12 protein-coding genes are annotated in these 17,970 nt (G+C 66.1%); 9 read left to right on the top strand and 3 right to left on the bottom strand.

Going from position 1 to position 17,970, the window contains the following annotated elements; genetic code table 11:
* The first annotated feature begins 115 nt into the window (after nt 1–115).
* Together C8C98_RS08315 and C8C98_RS08310 are read left to right on the top strand one after the other, a co-directional pair.
* Nucleotides 116–2,140 carry an acyl-CoA synthetase gene (locus C8C98_RS08315; RefSeq protein ID WP_233574491.1) on the top strand — a complete coding sequence of 675 codons (2,025 nt, stop codon included), beginning with the start codon at nt 116–118 and terminating at the stop codon, nt 2,138–2,140.
* Nucleotides 2,141–2,214: 74 nt separating this feature from the next.
* Entirely contained in the window at nt 2,215–3,213 is a 999-nt protein-coding gene (locus C8C98_RS08310) for a tripartite tricarboxylate transporter substrate binding protein (protein ID WP_121453876.1), read from the top strand.
* A 260-nt stretch (nt 3,214–3,473) separates the two neighbouring features.
* Here the strand turns inward: C8C98_RS08310 and C8C98_RS08305 are convergent, their stop codons facing one another.
* Nucleotides 3,474–5,705, bottom strand: a complete 2,232-nt coding sequence (locus tag C8C98_RS08305; RefSeq protein WP_121453875.1) for an acetoacetate--CoA ligase — start codon at nt 5,703–5,705, stop codon at nt 3,474–3,476.
* A 260-nt stretch (nt 5,706–5,965) separates the two neighbouring features.
* Between C8C98_RS08305 and C8C98_RS21525 the strand changes: the two genes are divergently transcribed.
* Nucleotides 5,966–8,104 carry a right-handed parallel beta-helix repeat-containing protein gene (locus C8C98_RS21525; RefSeq protein WP_158600152.1) on the top strand — a complete coding sequence of 713 codons (2,139 nt, stop codon included), beginning with the start codon at nt 5,966–5,968 and terminating at the stop codon, nt 8,102–8,104.
* A 121-nt stretch (nt 8,105–8,225) separates the two neighbouring features.
* On the opposite strand, the gene C8C98_RS08295 is transcribed toward C8C98_RS21525, so the two are convergent.
* Nucleotides 8,226–9,056 (bottom strand): M48 family metallopeptidase, encoded by an 831-nt coding sequence (locus C8C98_RS08295; RefSeq protein ID WP_121453874.1) that lies wholly within the window; start codon nt 9,054–9,056, stop codon nt 8,226–8,228.
* Between the two features lie 434 nt (nt 9,057–9,490).
* Between C8C98_RS08295 and ubiM the strand changes: the two genes are divergently transcribed.
* The 3 genes from ubiM (at nt 9,491) to C8C98_RS08280 (ending at nt 12,634) form a co-directional block, all read left to right on the top strand.
* Nucleotides 9,491–10,840, top strand: a complete 1,350-nt coding sequence (gene ubiM, locus C8C98_RS08290) for a 5-demethoxyubiquinol-8 5-hydroxylase UbiM (RefSeq protein ID WP_147436347.1) — start codon at nt 9,491–9,493, stop codon at nt 10,838–10,840.
* Nucleotides 10,841–11,040: 200 nt separating this feature from the next.
* Complete coding sequence (locus tag C8C98_RS08285; RefSeq protein WP_121453873.1) at nt 11,041–11,472, top strand: hypothetical protein; 432 nt, start codon at nt 11,041–11,043, stop codon at nt 11,470–11,472.
* Between the two features lie 223 nt (nt 11,473–11,695).
* Entirely contained in the window at nt 11,696–12,634 is a 939-nt protein-coding gene (locus C8C98_RS08280; RefSeq protein ID WP_121453872.1) for an intradiol ring-cleavage dioxygenase, read from the top strand.
* On the opposite strand, the gene C8C98_RS08275 is transcribed toward C8C98_RS08280, so the two are convergent.
* Nucleotides 12,631–13,392 (bottom strand): zf-TFIIB domain-containing protein, encoded by a 762-nt coding sequence (locus C8C98_RS08275; protein ID WP_121453871.1) that lies wholly within the window; start codon nt 13,390–13,392, stop codon nt 12,631–12,633. The genes C8C98_RS08280 and C8C98_RS08275 overlap by 4 nt on opposite strands.
* 152 nt (nt 13,393–13,544) lie before the next feature.
* Here C8C98_RS08275 and C8C98_RS08270 point away from each other — a divergent pair, with 152 nt between their 5' ends.
* The 3 genes from C8C98_RS08270 (at nt 13,545) to C8C98_RS08260 (ending at nt 17,947) form a co-directional block, all read left to right on the top strand.
* Nucleotides 13,545–14,834: a solute carrier family 23 protein gene (locus C8C98_RS08270; RefSeq protein ID WP_121453870.1), complete on the top strand. Its 1,290-nt coding sequence runs from the start codon at nt 13,545–13,547 to the stop codon at nt 14,832–14,834.
* 204 nt (nt 14,835–15,038) lie between these two features.
* Nucleotides 15,039–16,553, top strand: a complete 1,515-nt coding sequence (locus tag C8C98_RS08265; protein WP_199726571.1) for an acetyl-CoA hydrolase/transferase family protein — start codon at nt 15,039–15,041, stop codon at nt 16,551–16,553.
* 239 nt (nt 16,554–16,792) lie between these two features.
* Entirely contained in the window at nt 16,793–17,947 is a 1,155-nt protein-coding gene (locus C8C98_RS08260) for an ABC transporter substrate-binding protein (RefSeq protein ID WP_121453869.1), read from the top strand.
* Nucleotides 17,948–17,970 lie beyond the last annotated feature (23 nt).

The raw sequence follows: 17,970 nt of genomic DNA, 5'->3' as shown, positions 1-17,970 counted from the left end.
AACAACCCCCAGCGGCTTTGCTGACATTTGCGCGACTGCTTTTGCGCCCGCGCCCAGCGAGACTGTGGCCACACGCCACGGCACAGTGGCGCCAGGACCAACGAGACAAACAACCATGCACACCACCGGGAACCGTCCGCAAGCACACGCGCAGCAGCAGCCGCCACAGCCCCTCCCCTTGGCCACGGCTACCCCCATCCCTACAACCGCGCCGTTCTCCCCCAGCGTCCCCATTCGCAGCCTGCAGGATGTACAGCGGCTTGAAGCCCGCCCGCTGGCCGAGGCGCTGCCGGTGCAAAGCACCTACGAGATCTTTGTGAACTCGGCCCGCGCCTTTGGCGACAAGACGGCGCTGACCTTTTTGCCCACTGCCGATCCGGCGCAAGAGCCGGTCCGCTGGTCCTACGCACAGTTGCTCCATGGCATCCACCAGACGGCCAACCTGCTGCACCACCTGGGCGTGGGGCCAGAAGACGCCGTGGCCGTGCTGCTGCCCGGCTGCCTCGAATACCACTTGGCCCTGTGGGGCGGCGAGGCGGCGGGCATCGTGCAGCCGCTCAACCCCATGCTGACCGACGAGAAGATCGCGGCCATGATGACGCTGGCCCGCGCCAAGGTGCTGATTGCCTACGGAGCAGAGGGAGACCTGGGCTACTGGAGCAAGGCCCTGCGCCTGCGTGCCCTGGTGCCCACGCTGCAAACCCTGCTGCGCGTGGCTCCACACGACGAACCACCGGGCGCCGCCACCGCCCTGCCAGCTGGCGTGGTGGCCCTGGCCGCACGCCACCAGCACCCCGGCGACCACCTGGTCAGCCGCCGCCGTATCGCCGCCAGCGACATCGCCGCGTACTTTCACACCGGCGGCACCACGGGTGCGCCCAAGCTGGCGCGCCACAGCCACGGCGCGCAGGTGTTCACGGCCTGGGGCAGCGTGCAGATGCAGGGCATCGCGGCCGAGGATGTCGGTATCAACGGCTACCCGCTGTTCCATGTGGCAGGCGTGCTGCCTGGGTCACTCGCCGCCCTGTCGGCGGGGGTGGAAACCATCATCCCCACCCCCGGGCTGTTCCGCAACCGCGAGGTGGTGGCCAACTATTGGCGGCTGGTGGAGCGCTACCGCTGCACCTACCTGTCGGCCGTGCCCACGGTGCTGGCAGCGCTGGCCAATGTGCCGACCGAAGGGGCCGACATCTCCACACTGCGCTACTGCCGCACCGGCGCGGCCATCCTGGCGCCCGAGCTGGCCGCGCGGTTCGAGCGGCTGTTTGGCCTGCACATCCACGAAAGCCTGGGCATGACCGAGATGGCCGGCATCTCCACCATCACCCCGCCCGGCGTGCACGCACCCGCAGGCTGCGTGGGCTGGCGGCTGCCCTACACCCAGCTGCGCGTGGTGGCGCTCGATGCGCAGGGCAATGCGTCTGACCAAGACATGCCCCCCGGCCAACCAGGCATGGTGCTTTTCAAATCGCCCAACCTGTTCTCGGGTTTTCTCGATGCAGCCGATACCGCCAAAGCCTTCACGCAGGATGGCTGGCTGGCCACGGGCGACCTCGGCTTTGTGGACGAGCAAGGCCGCCTGCACCTGAGCGGCCGCTCCAAAGACCTCATCATCCGCAGCGGCCACAACATCGACCCCAAGGTGATCGAAGACGCGCTGGGCGCCCACCCCGCTGTGCAGCTGTGCGCCGCCGTGGGCGCGCCCGATGCCTATGCGGGCGAACTGCCCGTGGTCTATGCCACCCTGCGGCCCGGCGTGCAGGTGACAGAAGCCGAGCTGATGGCCTTCACCGCCGAGCGCGTGGACGAGGCCGTGGCCCGCCCGCGCTGGGTGCAGGTGATAGAGACCATGCCCGTGACCAATGTGGGCAAGATCTACAAGCCTGAACTGCGCCAGCGCGCAGCCTGCCGCACGGTGCAGGCCCTGGTGGACGGCGTGTGCGCCGAGGCCCCACACAAGCCACGCCCTGCGGTAGGCCCCGTGGGCGACAAGGCCGTGCACGTGACGGTGCCCGAAAGCCCGGGCGCCGCCACGCTGCAGGCCCTGCTGCGCACCGTGCTGGAGCCGCTGCCCATCACGCTCCACATCGCCACGGCCCCAGCGCCGAAGAGCCCCCAGGCGCCATCAGCATCTGCGTGACAGCCAGCCCCTGGCCCGCCAAACTCCGGGGCGCCGCCCGTTCGATTTCTCACAACCATGACAGGAGACAACGCATGCCCTTCCAGCCCCCCGTGAACCGCCGCACCTGGCTCAGCGCCGTCGCCCTGGCCGCCGTGGCCTGCACCGGCACCGCCGCCTTGGCGCAGGCTTACCCCAACAAACCCATCAAAGTGGTGGTGCCCTTTGCCCCCGGCGGCGCCACCGACGTGCTGGCGCGCGTGCTGGCCGAGAAGATGGCCGTGGGCCTGGGCCAGCCCCTGGTCATCGACAACAAGCCCGGCGCCGCCGGCATCATCGGCACCGACGCGGTGGCCAAGGCCGCGCCCGATGGCTACACCCTGCTGCTGGGCTTGAGCAACTCCATGCTCACCAACCAGTTCCTCTACACCAAGCTGCCCTACAGCCCCGAGCGCGACATCGCCCCCGTCTACCAGATTGCCATCGCGCCGCTGGTGCTGGTGGCCCACCCCAGCGTGCCCGTGGCCACGGGCCCCGAGCTGCTGAAGTACATCGTCGCCAACAAAGGCAAGGTGGCCTATGGCTCGTATGGCACGGGCGCCTACCCGCACCTGGCCGGGGCCTACATGAGCCAGTCGCAAAACGCCGACATGAGCCACGTGGCCTACCGGGGCGAGGCACCCATGGTGCAGGACCTGCTGGGCGGGCAGATCCAGATCGGCTTTGCCAGCGCGCTGCAGGTCAAGGCCCACATCGATGCAGGCAAGCTCAAGGCCCTTGGCGTGAGCGGGGAGCGCCGCATGGGCACGCTGCCCAATGTGCCCACGCTGGCCGAACAGGGCCTGAAAGACGAGGCCTACCGCGTGGCTGGGTGGCTGGCGTTTGGTGCGCCGGCCGGCACGCCGCCCGCCGTGTTGGAGCGCCTTGCCACCGAGGTGCGCAAGGCCACCGAACAGCCCGATGTGGCCCAGCGCATTGCCGCCATGGGCTTTGATGTGCAAAACAGCTCGCCCGCGTTGTTTGCGTCAGCGATGGCCAAGGAACGGCCGGTGTGGGAGCGGCTGATCAAGGCATCGGGGGCGAAGCTGGATTGAGGTGGCGGGGGGCGGAGCGCCCCCCGCCGGTGGCAAAGCCGCAGAACCCCCTCTCCCCTTGCGGGAGAGGGCGGGGGGGAGGGGTTGATGAGGCACAGCCCCTTGCACAAGCCCCTCTCCCCAACCCTCTCCCACCAGGGGAGAGGGGGCTAAGACCGCAGCGCCGCTGGTGCGTGCAAACCCAGGGCCGACTGGGCCATGTGGCCACGCTACATTTCAACAAAAAAGGCTGCCATCGCTTATGAAATAAGCGCTGGCAGCTATGAATTTTGCAGCATCACAGCCCGATTCGCGGCAAACGCCACATACCAATCCAGGCAGCCCGGATTGGCCATCGCGTCCCTGTTCACCACCTTCTCGATGGGCTGGCCCAGCAGCAGTTTCTTGATGGGCAGCTCCTGCTTTTTGCCGCTCAGGGTGCGCGGCACCTCGGCCACGGCAAAGATGTCGTCCGGAATGAAGCGCGGGCTCAGGGCGGTGCGCACTGCGGTGTGGATGCGGGCCCGCACTGCGTCGTCCAGCGCCACCCCGGCGCGCAGCACCACAAACAGCGGCATGTAGCTCTCGCGGCCCAGGTATTCCAGGTCCACCACCAGGCTGTCGAGCACCTCGGGCAGGGACTCGACCGCGCTGTAAATCTCGCTGGTGCCCATGCGCAGGCCGTGGCGGTTGATGGTGGCGTCGCTGCGGCCGTAGATGGTGCAGCCGCCACTGGCCCCGTCGATCTTCAGCCAGTCGCCATGCCGCCACACCGCGCCCATGGGGGCAGGCCCGTCACCACCGCCGGGCTGGCGGCCATGGCCTGCGGGGTACATGTCGAAATAGCTCGACAGGTAGCGGCTTCCATCCTTGTCGCCCCACAGGTACAGCGGCATCGACGGAATCGGCTGTGCGCACACCAACTCGCCCACCTCATCGGTCACCGGCTGGCCCTCTGCGTTCCAGGCCTCCACCGCTGCGCCCAGCATGCGGCATTGCATCTCGCCGGGCACCTGGGGCATCTCACGGTTGCCGCCGATGAAGGCGCCGCAAAAGTCGGTGCCGCCAGAGATGTTGTTCCACCATATCGGTTCGCCCCCACGCTCCCCCACTGCGTGTGGGTCGCTGCCCCCGGCTGGGGAAGGGGCCCCGGCTTGGCCGGTGCGGGGGGCCGCGCCTTGCTTGGGGCGGCCCGGCGCTGCGGCGTTGCCGTGCGTACCCAGCGCCTCAAACTGCGCCGTCCCCCACTGCTGCACCTCGGGCGACAGCGGCGAGCCCGTGGTGCCCAGCGCGCGGATGCGCGTGAGGTCGCCATAGTCGGCCAGCGTGATGCCCGCCTTCATGCAGTTGGCAAAGAACGCCGCGCCCGCGCCGAAGAAGGTCACGCCCGTTTCGGCCGCAAAGCGCCACAGCACGCCCCAGTCGGGATGCTCCTTGCTGCCGCCGGGGTTGCCGTCAAAGATGACGCAGGTGGTGCCTGAGAGCAGGCCGCTCATCTGCGCGTTCCACATCACCCAGCCGGTGGAGCTGTACCAGTGGTAGCGCTCGCCAAAGCTGTTGGCCGCGTAGCTGCAGCCAATGTCGTTGTGCAGCACCTTGAGCTGCAACGCCACCAGCATGCTGCCGCCGTGGCCGTGCACGATGGGCTTGGGCAGGCCGGTGGTGCCGCTGGAGTAGACGATCCACAGCGGGTGATCAAACGGGAGCCACATCGGCTCAAAGGCCGCAGTTTCAGCATCATTTTGGGCGGTAGCGCTTGTCCAATCAGCGCAGCCAGCTATCGAAATAGAAGCATCCAGGTTGCCCAGCAACACCACGTGCTGCAGGCTGGGCAGCGCGGCTCGCAGCTCGGCCAGCACGCCGGTGCGGTCGTGGTCGCGGCCGCCATAGGTCACGCCGTCCACGCTGATGAGCACCTTGGGCTCGATCTGGCGAAAGCGGTCGAGCACCGCGTGCGTGCCCATGTCGGGGGCGCAGATGCTCCAAACGCCGCCGATGCTCGCCGTGGCCAGGAAGGCGACCATGGCCTCGGGCACGTTGGGCAAGTAGGCGGCCACGCGGTCGCCGGGCTGCACGCCCTGGGCCTTGAGGTGCAGCGCGAGCGACGCCACCTGGCGGCGCAGTTCGGACCAGGAGAGTTCGCGGTGCTGGCCCTTTTCATTGCGGCTGATGATGGCGGGCAGACCTGCAGCGTGGGCCGCATCGACATGCCGCAGCACCTGCCGCACATAGTTCACCTGCGCGCCAGGAAACCACTGCGCCCCCGGCATGGTGTTGCACGCCAGCGCGGCCGTGTGCGGCGTGGGCGACTGCAGGTCAAAGTAGTCCCACACGCTTTGCCAGAAGGCGTCCAGCTCAGTGGTGGACCAGCGCCACAGGGCGCCATAGCTGTCGAACTGCAGGCCGCGCGCATCGCGCAGCCAGTGCTGGTACAGGCGGATTTGCGGGATGTAGGGCGGCGTGGGGCCCTGGGCCGATGTGCCCCGGCCGTGAGGAATGTGTGGTGTCTCCATGCCCGGCAACTTAGCAGTGCACCAGGGCAGAAGCCACCCGGGTCAGTCACCTGTTTGACACTCACAACGCCTGTGGCGGTGGCGCAGCACCTGGACCTCAAAAATTACAAACCTTAACAAGGTGGGGATGGCTACGTCACACGTACGACATCCGATGACACAGAATCCGTGCTCAGAGAGAGAGGCCGCCAGCGAGCGGCAGCCAGCCCAAAAGAGCCCGGCGCCCGCCGGATTGAAACCAGACCCAGGATCTGAGCCCCATGCTGCCCCACGCCCCCCTGTTGCCGGCCCACACCGCAGGCCCCCGCCACCATGCCACCGCACGGGCCCTGCTGGCCTGGACGCTGACCGCCAGCCTGGTCGCCTGCGGCGGCGGCACGCAAGACACCGTGACCACGGCGAACCCTGAACCCGCCCCCTCTCCCGTGCAACCGACAACGCCCACACCGACGCCGGTTCCCGCGCCTACGCCTACGCCTACGCCTACGCCTACGCCTACGCCTACGCCTACGCCTACGCCTACGCCTACGCCTACGCCTGCACCGACCCCAGCCCCAGCCCCAGCCCCAGCCCCAGCCCCAGCCCCAGCTCCAGCTCCAGCTCCAGCTCCAGCTCCTGCTCCTGCTCCTGCTCCTGCTCCTGCTCCTGCCAGCCCGGTCGCCCTAAATGTTCGGGTGCAAGGCCTCGGCCTGGGTGGCACGCTCAAGCTGGGGCACGGCTCGGCCACGCTGGATGCAACGCTGAACCAGCCTTACACCTTCACCCCACAGGTGGCTGCAGGGGCACCGCTGGATTTACGTGTGGTGGCACAGCCTGCGGGCCAGGCGTGCGCGGTATCCAACGCAGCGCCAGCCACCGTGCCCGCCGATGGCGCGCCGGTGTTTGTGCGCTGCCTGTACACCAGTGCAGCGCACCTGACCCTGCCCGAGACATTGCCCAACGCCGCGCTGGCCGTGTCCTTTGGACTGCGCGACATTGCCTACCCAGGCATTGCGTACGAAAGCCGTCCAGGCGTGGTGGGCGGCATCTTCCCGTATGAGTACCGCATCAAGAGCTTCACCCTGGGCGGCGTGGCGCAAAGCACCTCAGGGGTATCGCTGGACTGGCGCCGGGGCACCGTGCGTTTCACCCCGGCAAGCGAAGGCACCTACGTGCTCACCCTGGAGATCAAGGACAGTGGCGCTGCACAAAAGGCGCTGGAGCAGAGCTTCACGATCCAGTCGACGGCCTCGCGCTTTCTCTTTGTGGACCCGAATGGCACCGACGCTTCAGGGCGCGGCACGCGGGCAGCGCCCTACAAGACCCTGGCCTATGCGCTGGCCAACTCCACCCCCGACCAAGCCATCGTTTTGCGCAAGGGAACCTATCTGCCCGGCAACATCAAGGTCTATGACAACAAGGCCAAACAGTTTCTCGCGTATCCAGACGAGGTCGTGACGCTGAACTTCAACAAGGCCAACAACATCAGTGTGGGCAGCGACATTGCCCCTGCGGTGCGCATCGAGGGTTTCGACATCACCGGGGTCACCCAGTGGGGCATCGTCAGCGACCCGAGCAAGGCCGGGCTGGTGATCCGGCATGTGCGTTTTCTCGATGGCCAAGCCACCAACAACGGCGAGAACCCTGCGTTCATCCATGGCTGGGGCGACTCCGGCCCGGCCTGGCGGCACAAGTTCCTGATCCAGGACAACGACTTTGGCCCCTATGTGGGCAACGGCTACGCCACCACCTTGTTCGACGCGGGCCAATCGCTCATTGAAAACAACCAGCTGAACCTGGGCAAGGTGTACGGGGGCTTTCACGACAAGGACAACTCGCAGTACAACACCTACCGCGAGAACTACATCGCCTTCTCGGACGCCAACCGTACCACCATGGGCATACAGGTTTCCGCGCAGGACAACTCGGCCAACGTGCACATCCACCACAACCTGATCGTGAATGCAGGCATCCATCTGGGCATGCAGTGCTGGCAAACCACCTGCATCATGCTCAACCACGACGTACACCACAACACCGTCGTCAAGCACGGCATCAACCTGGGTTTGGGGCCCATCCAACCCAACAGCGCAGGGACACGCATCAGCCACAACATCATCAGCAACGGCAACGTGAGCCCCTATAGCGGCTTTTCCTGCCAAGGCCGCCCAGCGGGGCTGGCCACCCAGCTGGCGGTAACAGCCAACCTGATCGAAAGCAGCCACACGCTGGCATTCAAGGACAGCGAGTGCACCGGCAACGATATGACCTGGGCCGTGTGGCAGGGCACCTACGGCTTTGACACGACGACCTCCGGCAGCACCGTCACGGGCACCAGCACGCTCACCGGCAGCGGGCCTGGCACCGGTTTGCCCGCAGGGGACACCAGGCGCACGCGCCGGGGGCACCAGTACCCCTGAGGCGGGGAGCCCCAGCACACGCCACCGCACACAAAAAAGCCCCGCATTGCGGGGCTTTTTTAAGATTTTTTGGCCTCCAGCGCTTAATCAATAAGCGCTGGAAGCTATCTTATTGATAGCATTATTTGCTGCCAGAGGCCTTGTCACGCATGCGGTCTGCACGGGCGCCTGGATCGGGGTGGGACGACAGCATCTGGTCCATGCCGCCTTGCTTGCCGCCCAGCGAGGCCAGCTTGCGGAAGGCTGATTCCATGGCCTTGACGTTGTACTTGTGCTTTTGCATGAAGGCCAGGCCGTAGTCGTCCGACTCGGTTTCCTGGCTCTGCGAGAACTGGCTGTTAAGCAGCTTTTCGCCCAGCTCACCCAGGTCCGAATCCGCCAGCTTGGCGGCTGTGCCGCTGGACGCCGCCACGGCCTTGCGGCCTGCCGATGCCATGTAGGCCGTGCGCATGGCACTCATGGTGTGGGCGTGCTTGACGTGGCCGATCTCATGGCCAATGACGCCCAGCAGCTCCTGGTCGTTCATCATGTCCATCAGGCCTGCATAGATACGAATCGAGCCATCGGCCGTGGCATTGGCGTTGACGTTCTTGCTCAGGTAGACCTTGAAGTTGAGCTTCAAGCCGTCTTCATTGACGTGCTTGGCCGTCAGGCGCGCCAGGCGCTGGGAGTACTTGTTGTTGGCGGGGGCCAGCTTTTCTGTGCGGTCGCCATAGGCGCGGTACTGCAGGGCCACGGACTTGAGTTCTTCATCCGACACGGTGGCGGCCTTGAACACATCCAGCGCTGCGCCCACCTTGTTCTCGGACTTGGTGGCACCCGAGCCGCCGGCGCTGGTCGAGCCCAGTGCGGACGAGACGGCCGACAGGCCACTGGCAGAGCCCCCGTCGGTGGTGGCGCAGCCAGTCAATACCAGCGCGCAGGCCATGGCGATGTAAGACAGTTGTTTCATGGTGTGATTTCCCTCTTTGGATGGATGTGAATTCAGTGCAGCGCGCCCCTGCCACACCGCTGGTGCCGCGTGGCCCCCTGCAGCATTGGCAATCCGGGCAGGGGCTTGTTTCAAATGCGGCGTAATTGTTTCACGCACGCCCGCCAAACGCCCTGCCCAGCCCCTTCAATTGCAACCGTTCGTATCTTTGCGGAAGTGATTGAAACGCGCCGTACTTTGTAACACTGGCGCCGCTCTGGCGGCCATCGGGCAGTGCAACGGCCCATCACTTTGCGTTACATATTTCACGCTAGGCGCGTCCATTGCACTGACCTTCGGCCCCAAAGCCACCAGCGCCGGGCATCAGGACACCCTTTGATGCAATGCAAGCCCCCGTGCCGGGGCCGAGGCCACAATGCCAGCGTCATTTTTCAGGGCCACGCCCCACCCATTCCATGCACATGCACAGCGACGTACTCATCGTGGGCGCAGGCCCTTCCGGCCTGTCTCTGGCGATTTCGCTGGCGCAAGCCGGCTTTACCGCGACGGTGCTGGACCAAAACACCACCGCAGCGCTGGAGCAACCTGCCCCGGACGGGCGGGAAATCGCACTCACCCACCCCAGCGCGACCACGCTGCAGCGCCTGGGCACCTGGGACGCGCTGGCGCTCCATGAAATTGGGCACATCCGCACCGCAGAGGTCCACGATGGCCCCGTGGGCGCGTACAGCGCCATGCAACTGCAGGCGCCCGATGGCTTTGGCTCCGCCGAGACCCCAGAGGGCACCACAGCCTCAGGCCCCCGCCCCCCGCTGGGCTTCATCGTGCCCAACCATGCCCTGCGCCGCACGGCCTACCAGGTGGCAGCCCGCACACCGGGCGTGCGCATCGTTGCCGGGGCGCAAGTGCACCGCGTGGCCGCCCTGGCCACCCATGCCGAGGTGGACTTTGCCCTGGCCGCCCACCCTGGGCAGCCCAGCGAGCGCCTGTGCGCCCCCTTGGTGGTGGCGGCCGACAGCCGCTTTTCTGCCGCCCGGCGCCAATTGGGCATTGGTGCACAGATGACCGACTTTGGGCGCACCGTCATCGTCTGCCGCATGCGCCACGCCAAGCCCCACGGCGACACCGCCCACGAGTGCTTTGGCTACGAACGCACGCTGGCCGTGCTGCCGCTGCCCGATGTAGCCGCCGGAACGACCGACAGCGCCACTGAGGGCCACGCACAGTGCTCGGTGGTCGTCACCGCCAAAGCGGACGATGCCGCCCGCATGCTGGCACTAGAGCCCAGCGCCTTCGCTGCCGAGGTGCAAGCCCAGTTCCAAAACCGCCTGGGCGCCATGGAGCTGCTGGGCGAGCGCCACGCCTACCCGCTGGTGGCTGTGTACGCGCAGCGCTTTACCGGCCCACGCTGCGCGCTGCTGGGCGATGCGGCCGTGGGCATGCACCCCGTTACCGCCCACGGCTACAACCTGGGCCTGGCCGGGGTGGAGCGGCTGACGCTGGCCCTGGTGGCCGCCCGCCAGCGCGGGCAGGACTGGGGCGACGCGGCGGCGTTGGCGCCCTATGCGCGCGCCCACCACCTGCATGCCTGGCCCATTTACCAGGGCACCAACGCCATCGTGCGCCTGTACACCGATGCGCGCCCCCTGCCCCGCGCACTGCGCCAGCTGGTGCTGCAAGGCGCGCGGCGCCTGCCGCCGCTCAAGGCGGCCATCGTGGCGCAACTCACCGGCAAAGCCCCCCGCTGGCAAGCGCCCCTGGCCCGGCTGGGCAACGCGCTGGCCGCCGCCCGGCCACGGGGGTGACGGACAGGGGCGGCGCCCACGCGACATAAGCGGCCGCTTTGTAAAACCTGCTTACCTCGCGGTCGGTGCTTTGGCCGCTGCGGCGCGGCCGGACCACTATCATCGGCAGCCGCGCCCCAGAGGCGCAAAATTGGCCCTTGAGACGAACCCTGAGCCACTGGCGTCCCCAAGGGCCTCAGCCCCGCATTTCCACCGCTGCTATGCAAACACTCCTCTCCGCCTGGCCCGCCGTGGTCCTGCTGCTGCCCGCACTGGTACTGGTGTCGGCCATCGTCTTTCTGGCCAAGGGCGACCGCCGATCGTTCGCCTTCCTGATGGCCCTGCTGGCCTGCTACCTGATTGGCGCCTTGCTCATGGAGTTCTTTGTCTTCATGGCCGCGCGCATGGCCCGCGCCGGCAGCACGCCCACCGTGCCCGTGCTGGGCACGGGCACCAAGCAGTTGCTTGAAACCCTCAGCAACCCCCGCTCAATCACCGCACCGCCGCTGTCGCTGCCCGCCATCGCGGCCTATTCGGTGCTGGCGTCGTACCTGTGGCTGCTGGTGGGCTGGGGCTTGCACCTGCGCGGCAAAAAGGGCGGAACGGCCAAGAAAAAGCCCGCGAAGACCGCACGCAAACCCGCCAAGGCCTGAGGGGCAGGAGCGGGATCAGCCTGCCTTTACGCCGTTATTTGCTACCAAATTTATAGCTACCAGCGCTTATAGGGGAAGCGCCAGAGTCTCTTTTCTCTTAAAACCAAGCTGTTCCCCGCTCGCCCTGGTTTTACAGAATCTTTACGGCCCAGCAAATAGGAGGTGCAGTGGGCTCTCTAGATTGCGTTGCTTGAACCGCAACCACCAAGAGAGAGAGCACACGATGGACCGCACCACCCCCCACCCCTTCCCCGCAGCCGCCCCCAACGCGCATTACGGCGGCCTGGCACAAGACCTGCACCGATTGACCGAACGCCGCAAAGCCCTGCGCTGGCTGGCCGTGGGCACCAGCGTGCCCTTTTCCCTGTGGGGCTGCGGCGGCGGCAGCAGCGACGCCACCACGGCCACGGACACCACGACAGACACAGGGACCGGGACCGGCACGGGAACAGGCTCTGGCAGTGGTACAGGAACCGGCACAGGGACCGGAACGGGCACCGATACCGGTACCACCACCTGCAGCACCATCCCCAGCGAGACGGCAGGCCCCTACCCTGGCGACGGCACCAACAGCAGTGGCGGCACCGTGGCCAACGCGCTGCTGCTGTCGGGCATTGTGCGCAGCGACATCCGCAGCAGCCTGACCACCAGCACCACGGCCGCGGGCGTGCCGCTGACCCTCCGGCTCAAGCTCGTTAACACCAGCGCCAGCTGCGCCAGCCTGGCAGGCTACGCCGTGTACCTGTGGCACTGCGACCGCGACGGCAACTACTCGATGTACAGCACCGGCATCACCAACGAAAACTACCTGCGCGGCGTGCAGGTGGCCGACGCCAATGGCGAGGTGAGCTTCACCACCATCTTCCCTGGCTGCTACGACGGGCGCTACCCGCATGTGCATTTCGAGGTGTACCGCAGCCTGTCGGTGGCCACCTCGGGCAACAACGATGTGAAGACCTCGCAGCTGACCTTCACCCCCGCCGCCATGGCCGAGGTGTACGCCACCACCGCCTACGCCTCCAGCCGCACCAACTACGCGCGCACTTCGCTGGCGTCCGACAACGTGTTCAGCGACGACAGCGGTGCCCTTCAAATCGCCGACACCAGCGGTACGGTGAACGATGGCTACACCGCTGTGCTGCAGGTAGGCGTGGCGGCCTAACCGCCCAGCAGCATCCCCACCACCAGGCCCACCCCGGCGGTCAGCAGATCGCCGGTGACGGTGCGGTCGTCCTCTTGCGTGAAGCGGCGCTTTTGCTGTTCGCGCTCGGCCCGGTTGCGGTCACGCTCGATCATGATCAGGGCGTCGGCCAGGTCGGGGCGCAGCGCACCGTCACCGGCGGCGCCAGGCGCCTTGGCCGCCGAAGCCACGCGATAGCCCTCCAGGGCGCGCTTGACGGCTTCCGGGTCGATCAGGGAAAACGCCGCCCGGCAATGCGGGCAAGCGTGGTCTTTGCGGATGTCCACCGGCGCGCCGCAGCCCGTGCAGTAAATGGCATCCACCCGCCGCGCCAGGTCTTGCACCTCGGCCGGGGTGAGGTGGCGCACAAAGCCCTTCTCCACCATGAACGAGGAAAACGCGCTGAAGCGCCCGTGTTGCTGCGCGCAGCGGTAGACCATATAGCGCCCGCTGCGCACCATGTCATACCCCTGCGACAGGGGCCGCACGCAGCGCGGGCAGGCCAGGTTGTGCTGCAGCGGCCTGCGCTCATCGGTGCGGTGCTGGTGCAGCAGCGCAAACAGCTCTACCACCGCCTGGGGGTGCAGCTTCAGGTTCTCTCGGTGGTCAAACCAGATGCCCTGGCAGGCAAAGCACAGGTCCAGCTCAACCGCGCTCTGGCCCCCGCCATGGTCGTGGCCCGCCAGCGTCTGGGTCTGCATGGGCTGGCGGCACGAGGGGCAAAGCGAAGTGGTTTTCATGGCGTAGCGGCTGGACGGGAAGCGACGCGCCATCGTAACCGTCCACCCGCTGCGCCCCGGCCCCACACCACTCGCTCGCGCACGGCGGCCATTGCGGCGCCCCGAAATCCACTAGCATCCAGCACACAAATTTTCACAATAAAGGAAACACCATGGGATTCATGGACTGGAAAGTCAAAACCCCCGACGTGCTGGAGCGGGGCGGCGTGGTCGGCCCCGACGAGCGCCTGCCTTGGCCGCAAACCGCAGTAATGGGCGTGCAGCACGTCATCGCCATGTTCGGCGCCACCGTGCTGGCCCCCATCCTTATGGGGTTTGATCCGAACGTGGCCATCCTCATGAGTGGGCTGGGCACGCTGATCTTCTTCCTCATCACCGGCGGCAAAGTGCCCAGCTACCTGGGTTCGAGCTTCGCCTTCATTGGCGTGGTGATTGCAGCCACCAGTTATGCAGGCAAAGGCGCCAATGCCAACATCGGCATAGCGCTGGGCGGCATCATTGCCTGCGGCCTGCTCTACACGCTGATCGGCGCGCTGGTGCAAGCGGTGGGCACGGGCTGGATCGAGCGCTGCATGCCCCCCGTGGTCACTGGTTCAGTGGTGGCGGTGATTGGCCTGAACCTGGCGGGCATCCCCATCAAGAACATGGCCGCGAGCAACTTTGACAGCTGGATGCAGGCACTGACCTTTGTGTGCGTGGGCCTGGTGGCCGTGCTCACACGCGGCATGGTGCAGCGCCTGCTGATTCTGGTGGGGCTCATCGTGGCCAGCATCGCCTATGCAGTGCTGACCAACGGCCTGGGCCTGGGCAAGCCGATGGACCTGTCCGCCCTGGCCAACGCTGCCTGGTTTGGCCTGCCCAACTTTGCCGCACCCGTGTTCAGCGCCAACGCCATGCTGCTCATCGCCCCCGTGGCCATCATCCTGGTGGCTGAAAACCTGGGCCACGTCAAAGCTGTGACGGCCATGACGGGCCAGGACCTGGACCGCTACATGGGCCGCGCCTTCATCGGTGACGGCATTGCCACCATGGTCAGCGGCAGCGCAGGCGGCACGGGCGTGACCACCTATGCCGAAAACATCGGTGTGATGGCGGCCACCAAGATTTACTCCACCGCTGTGTTCCTGCTGGCTGGTGTGTTTGCGCTGGTGCTGGGCTTTAGCCCCAAGTTCGGCGCGCTGATCCAGACCATCCCCCTGCCGGTGATGGGTGGTGTCTCCATCGTGGTGTTCGGCCTGATCGCCGTGGCGGGCGCCAAGATTTGGGTGGACAACAAGGTGGACTTCTCGCAAAACAAGAACCTGATCGTGGCCGCCATCACGCTCATCCTGGGCACGGGCGACTTCACGCTCAAGTTCGGCGACTTCGCCCTCGGCGGCATCGGTACCGCCACGTTCGGCGCCATCGTGCTGTACGCGCTGCTCAATCGGTCTACCGACTGAAGCAAGCAACCACGGCCATAGGAGATGTGCAGACAGCCCCAGCAGATCTCCGCCGCAAATTTGACGCAAGCCTGACGCCCCCTGACTTTCACGGGGGCATTTGAGGGTAATCACTGACAGGGTTTACACGGTCGTTACCATTTGCCCTGTAGAAGACAGAACCGCCCTGTGGGGCGGTATTTTTTTTGACCGGAGATGGCCCCCATGACCCTGGCAGAGCGCGTTCGTTACCCCGACTTTCACTCACGCATCATGACGGCGCAAGAGGCCGCAGCGTTGATTCCGGCAGGGGCCAACGTGGGGATGAGCGGCTTCACCGGGGCGGGCTATCCCAAGGCGATTCCGCTGGCGCTGGCCAAACGCATTGAGGCCGAACACGCGGCGGGCAAGTCGTTTCGCATCAATGTCTGGACGGGCGCGTCCACCGCGCCCGAACTGGACGGAGCCCTGGCCAAGGTGGATGGCATCGACATGCGCCTGCCGTTCCAGTCCGACCCCATCTGCCGCGAAAAGATCAACACGGGCAAGATGCAGTTCAATGACATGCACCTGTCGCACGTAGCGCAGCATGCCTGGTTTGGCTTTTTGGGCCATCTGGACGTTGCGGTCATTGAGGTGCTGGGGATTCTTCCCGATGGGCGGCTGATCCCGTCCACCGCCGTGGGCAACAACAAGACCTGGCTGGACCTGGCCGACAAAGTCATCATCGAAGTGAACTCCATGGTGCCCGAGGCCATGGAGGGCATGCACGATGTGTACTACGGCACGGCCCTGCCACCGCACCGCAAGCCGATTCCGCTCACGCAGCCCCACGAGCGCATTGGCGAGCCCTACCTGCGCGTAGACCCCGCCAAGGTGGTGGCCGTGGTGGGCACCCACCAAAGCGACCGCAACACCGTGTTTGCCAAGCCCGACGAAGTGTCGCAAAAGATCGCTTCGCACATCATCGACTTCTTGCAGGCCGAGGTACAGAAGGGCCGCCTTCCCAAGCAATTGCTGCCCCTGCAGTCGGGGGTGGGCAATGTGGCCAACGCCGTGCTGGCGGGCCTGCAGGACAGCCCTTTTGAGGGGCTGACCGGTTTCACCGAAGTGCTGCAAGACGGCATGCTCGACTTGCTGCGCACCGGCAAGATGGCTTCGGCATCGGCCACCGCCATCTCGCTGTCCACCGCTGCGCTGGCCGAGTTTGCGAGCAACCTGGACTTCTACCGCGAGCGCATCCTGCTGCGCCCTCAGGAAATCAGCAACCACCCCGAGCTGGTGCGGCGCCTGGGCATCATCGGCATGAACGCGATGATCGAGGCGGACATCTACGGCAACGTCAACTCCACCCACATCATGGGCTCCAGCATGATGAATGGCATTGGCGGCTCGGGCGACTTTGCCCGCAACTGCTACCTGTCGTTCTTCGTCACACCCTCGCTGGCCAAGGGCGGCTCCATCTCCAGCATCGTCCCCATGGTTTCGCATGTGGACCACACCGAGCACGATGTACAGGTCATCGTGACCGAGCAAGGCCTGGCCGATCTGCGCGGGCACTCGCCCACCCAGCGGGCCGAACTCATCATCGAGCACTGTGCCCACCCGGACTTCCGCCCCGCGCTGCGCGACTACCTGGCCCGCGCCCGCAAAGGCGCCACGGGCCAACATACGCCACACCTGCTGAACGAGGCCTTGTCCTGGCACCAAAGGTACGTGGACACAGGCTCCATGCGTTGAGCCGGAGCGCCAGTCGCCCCGCAAACCAAGCCGAGGGCAGCCCCACCGCTGCCGCTCGCGGACGCCGCGCTTGCAGAAATCCTCTACCACCCGGTAAAATTAGGGTTAACCCTAGGCCAACCACCTGACGCCTGGGAATCTCAGGCCTTCGCACGGCCCCACCCCCTTCATGACTTAAGCCGACCTCCCTTAGAACAGGTTCTGAGAGGCCGGCTGTTTTACTTGCGGATTTCACAGCCATGCAACGTCGTCAATTCACACAATCGCTGGTGGCCACCAGCGCAGGCCTTCTCTTTGCCACCGCATCGCGCGCGGTGGGCGTGCAAGACCCCATGGACAGCAAAACCGTGTCCATCGGTTGTTCCTTGGGCCTGACAGGCCCTCTGGCCAGCCTGGCCCGCGAACTCAAGCAAGGTCTGGATGCCGGTCTGGCGCAGGCCAATGCCAAGGGCATCCATAGCCGCGAGATCAAGCTGGTGGCACTGGACGATGGCTACGACGCCAAGCGCTCGGAAGACAATGCCCGCAAGCTGATTGCCGACGCCAATACCGTCGCGCTGATCTCTTGCATGGGAACACCCAACAACCAGCGCATCCTGCCCCTGGTGGACGAAGCCCAGATCCCCTACGTCGCCCCCCAAAGCGGCGCCACGTCGCTGCGCAAGGCCGAGCACCGCTCGGTGTTTCATGTGCGCGCCAGCTATTCGGACGAGGCCCAGCGCCTGACGCAAAAGCTCTTTTCCATGGGCATCACCGACTTGGCCATCGTGTACCAGGACACGGTCTTCGGCCGCGAGTTTCTGGCCGATGTGACGGCGGCCCTCAAGTCCACCGGCCAGACGGCGGCGCCCAAGGCGTTCAAGCTGGATGCAGAGGGCAAGGGCGTTGAGAGCGTGGTAGGCCAGGCAGTGGCTGCCAAGCCCATGGCCGTGCTGCTGGGCACGGCCGGTGACGTGACAGCGGCGCTGGTCAATGAATTCAAGAAGGTATCGCCCAGCACCCCGCTGGCCGCCACCAGCGTGGCCTTGAGCGGTGACAACCTGCGCCAGTTGGGTGGCAAGACGGCAGGCCTGGCCCTGTCAATGGTGTTGCCCGACTCAGGCCGCACCAGCGTGGCACTGGTGCGTGAGTACCAAAAGGCTATGCGCGCAGCGGGCTTCCAGGATTTCTCTGCCCGCAGCTTTGAGGGCTACGTCAACGCCCGCGTGCTGGCCGAAGGTCTGGAGCGTGCAGGCCGCGAGCTGACCCGTGGCAAGCTGCGCTCTGCCTTGGCGAGCCTGCGCAGCCACGACATGGGAGGCATGACGGTGGACTTCAGCGGCGGCGCCCCCTACGTGGGCTCGCGCTTTGTGGACCTGGGCATCCTGGGCGCCAACGGCCGCGTGGTCGGCTGATCCAGCCCCGCAACGGGCGTGGG

Origin of the sequence: Acidovorax sp. 106, from assembly GCF_003663825.1 — a bacterium.
Lineage (GTDB): Bacteria > Pseudomonadota > Gammaproteobacteria > Burkholderiales > Burkholderiaceae_C > Acidovorax.
Note: the sequence above shows the minus strand (reverse complement) of the source record. Positions and strands in the feature narration are given on the sequence as shown.